Raw genomic sequence first — 3,580 nt, forward strand, 5'->3', positions numbered from 1 at the left:
CGATCTACCGCCGCGCCGGCGGCCCGGTCGCTGGCCGGCGCGCCGCGCGTCGCGCTCGCCCTGCCGCTGCCCGACGACGCCGACGCCCCGGCCGCGCTGCGCGCGGTCGCCGAGGGCGCGCTGCTCGGCGGCTACCGGTTCGCCGGTTACAAGACCAAGCCGCAGCCGGCCCGGCGGGAGCCGGTGGCGGAGGTGCTGGTGGCCGTCCCGGACGCCGCGGACGCGACCGCCCGGGCCGAGGTCAGCCGGGCCCAGGCGGTGGCCGGCGCGGTGCTGACCAGCCGCGACTGGGTGAACACCGCGCCGAACGAGCTGCGCCCGCCGGCGTTCGCCGAGGCCGTGGCCGCCGCCGCCCGCGAGGCCGGGCTCGGCGTCGAGGTGCTCGACGAGGAGGCGCTGAAGGCCGGCGGGTACGGCGGCATCCTCGCCGTCGGCCAGGGCTCGGAGGCCCCGCCGCGGCTGGTGAAGCTCACCTACACCCCGGAGGGCGGCGGCACCGGCAAGCGGGTGGCGTTGGTCGGCAAGGGCATCACCTTCGACACCGGCGGCATCTCGATCAAGCCGGCGCAGGGCATGTGGGAGATGAAGTCCGACATGGCGGGCGCGGCGGCGGTCGGCGCGGCGATGCTCGCGGTCGCGGCGCTCAAGCCGTCCGTGGCGGTCACCGGCTACCTGCCGATGGCGGAGAACATGCCGTCGGGCACCAGCTACCGGCCGGGCGACGTGATCAGCATGTACAGCGGCAAGAAGGTGGAGGTGCTCAACACCGACGCCGAGGGCCGGATGATCCTGGCCGACGCGATCGCCCGGGCCTGCGAGGACGGCACGGACTACCTGTTCGAGACCTCCACCCTGACCGGCGGTCAGGTGATCGCGCTGGGCAAGCGGATCGCCGGCGTGATGGGCTCCCCGGAGCTGTGCGAGCGGGTGAAGGCCGCCGGCGAGGCGACCGGCGAGCCGGCCTGGCCGATGCCGCTGCCGGACGACGTGCGCAAGGGCATGGACTCCGAGGTCGCCGACATCTCGCAGGTGAACGCGGTGATGGACCGGGCCGGGCACATGCTCCAGGGCGGCGTCTTCCTGCGCGAGTTCGTCACCGACGACGTGGCCTGGGCGCACATCGACATCGCCGGCCCGGGCTACCACTCGGGCGAGGCGACCGGCTACTGGACCAAGGGCGGCACCGGTGTGCCGGTCCGCACCCTGGTCCACCTGGTCGAGGACGTCGCCGCCAACGGCTGACGGCCGGCTGCTCGACGGGGCGCTCCCTCCCGGGGGCGCCCCGTCGGCGTACCCGGGTCAGAAGAGCTCGGGCCGGCGCTTGCGGCGTTCGTTGTAGTCGCGCATGCGCTGGGGGTAGCCCATCAGGCGGACGTCGTAGATGGGGACGGCGAGCTTGTGGGCCCAGCGGCGGGCCTCGTCGGGGCTGCCGATCCGGCGGCGGGTCCACTCGCCGTCGTCGGCGATCAGCATGATCGTGGTCTCGGTGACGGTGGTCCGGGGTTCCAGGTACGCCTCGACGCCGCGCCGACTCCGGACGAAGTTCTCAAGGTGGTCCAGATCGGCGCGGTCGGCGGCCCGGTCGCGCCGCACCACGCCGGCCCGTTTCCGTCGTCGGAACAGCCCCACCGGATCCACTCCTCCCCCGTACGTCATCGAAGACGGTGCCAAGCGTACGTGTCGGCGACGTGTCGTTGGGCACCTCGGTACGCGCTCCGTCCGTGGTGGTGACAAGATGACCGAGGTGGGGTGCGCCTGTTACTCCGCCGTAACCCCCGATGCAGTGACGCGACCTGGGAGTTGGATGTGAGCCAGCCGAACGATTCGACCTTCGACATCGTCATCCTCGGAGGTGGTAGCGGCGGCTACGCGGCGGCGCTGCGTGCCGCCCAGCTGAACCTCTCCGTCGCGCTCATCGAGAAGGGCAAGCTCGGCGGGACCTGCCTGCACAACGGCTGCATCCCGACCAAGGCCCTGCTGCACGCCGCCGAGATCGCCGACCAGACCCGCGAGTCGGAGCAGTTCGGCGTCAAGGCCGAGCTGGTCGGCATCGACATGGCGGCGGTCAACTCGTACAAGGACGGCGTGATCTCCCGGCTCTACAAGGGCCTCCAGGGCCTGGTCGGCAGTGCCAAGAACATCACCTTCGTGGCCGGCGCCGGCAAGCTGGTCGGCAAGAACGTCGTCGAGGTGGACGGCAAGCGCTACACCGGTCGCAACATCGTCCTGGCCTCCGGCTCGTACGCGAAGAGCCTGCCCGGCCTGGAGGTCGACGGCGAGCGGATCATCACCAGCGACCACGCCCTGGTCCTGGACCGGGTCCCGTCCTCGGTGATCGTGCTCGGCGGCGGCGTGATCGGCGTCGAGTTCGCCAGCGTGTGGAAGTCCTTCGGGGTGGACGTGACCATCGTCGAGGCGCTGCCCCGGCTGGTCGCCGCCGAGGACGAGGAGTCGTCGAAGGCGCTGGAGCGGGCCTTCCGCAAGCGGAAGATCAACTTCAAGGTCGGCAAGCCGTTCGAGAAGGTCGAGAAGACCGAGAACGGCGTCAAGCTGACCATCCAGGGCGGCGACGCCGTCGAGGCCGAGCTGCTGCTGGTCGCCGTCGGCCGGGGCCCGAACACCGCCAACCTCGGCTACGACGAGCAGGGCGTCAAGATGGACCGCGGCTACGTGCTGACCGACGAGCGGCTGCGCACCAGCGTGCCGAACGTCTACGCGGTCGGCGACATCGTGCCCGGCCTCCAGCTCGCGCACCGGGGCTTCCAGCAGGGCATCTTCGTCGCCGAGGAGATCGCCGGCCAGAACCCGGCCGTGATCGACGAGGCCGGCATCCCGCGGGTCACCTACTGCGACCCGGAGCTGGCGTCGGTCGGCCTGACCGAGGCGAAGGCCAAGGAGCAGTACGGCGCCGACAAGATCAAGACCTACAACTACAACCTGGGTGGCAACGGCAAGAGCCAGATCCTCAAGACCGCCGGCCACGTGAAGCTGGTCCGGGTCGAGGACGGTCCGGTGGTCGGCGTGCACATGGTCGGCGCCCGGGTCGGCGAGCTGATCGGCGAGGCGCAGCTCATCTACAACTGGGAGGCGTACCCGGCCGAGGTGGCGCAGCTCGTGCACGCCCACCCGACGCAGAACGAGGCCCTGGGCGAGGCGCACCTGGCCCTGGCCGGCAAGCCGCTGCACTCGCACGCCTGACACGACAACCGCGGCGTCCGGCGACGGGCGATGATCCCACCAGGGGAATGAAGGAGTCTGGAGAACATGCCGGTATCGGTCACCATGCCCCGGCTCGGCGAGAGCGTCACCGAGGGCACCGTCACGCGCTGGCTCAAGCAGGAGGGTGACACCGTCGAGGTCGACGAGCCCCTGCTCGAGGTGTCGACCGACAAGGTGGACACCGAGATCCCGTCGCCCGCGGCGGGCGTGCTGAGCCGGATCGTGGTCGGCGAGGACGAGACCGCCGAGGTCGGCAGCGAGCTGGCGGTCATCGCCGGTGAGGGCGAGGAGGCCGGCGGGGCCGCCCCGCAGCAGGAGGCCCCGGCCCAGCAGGCCGAGGAGGCCGCCGCCGAGCCGCAGG

The 3,580-nt window shown here is 71.8% G+C and carries 4 protein-coding genes; 3 read left to right on the forward strand and 1 reads right to left on the reverse strand.

The genetic code is table 11. The annotated features are described in order from the left end of the window. On the forward strand, positions 1–1,242 hold a 1,242-nt coding region (locus tag ACWEVO_RS32545; RefSeq protein WP_452311276.1), incomplete at its 5' end, for a leucyl aminopeptidase. A gap of 57 nt (positions 1,243–1,299) precedes the next feature. Here ACWEVO_RS32545 and ACWEVO_RS32550 read toward each other — a convergent pair. Further along, positions 1,300–1,629, reverse strand: coding sequence for a hypothetical protein (locus ACWEVO_RS32550; protein ID WP_452311279.1), 330 nt, complete (start codon positions 1,627–1,629; stop codon positions 1,300–1,302). 177 nt (positions 1,630–1,806) lie between these two features. On the opposite strand from ACWEVO_RS32550, the gene lpdA reads away from it, so the two are divergent. Then, complete coding sequence (lpdA, locus tag ACWEVO_RS32555; protein ID WP_452311277.1) at positions 1,807–3,198, forward strand: dihydrolipoyl dehydrogenase; 1,392 nt, start codon at positions 1,807–1,809, stop codon at positions 3,196–3,198. 66 nt (positions 3,199–3,264) lie between these two features. Continuing rightward, a partial coding sequence (locus tag ACWEVO_RS32560; RefSeq protein WP_452311278.1) for a biotin/lipoyl-containing protein occupies positions 3,265–3,580 on the forward strand: 316 nt, incomplete at its 3' end.

The organism is Micromonospora sp. NPDC003776 (assembly GCF_053605645.1).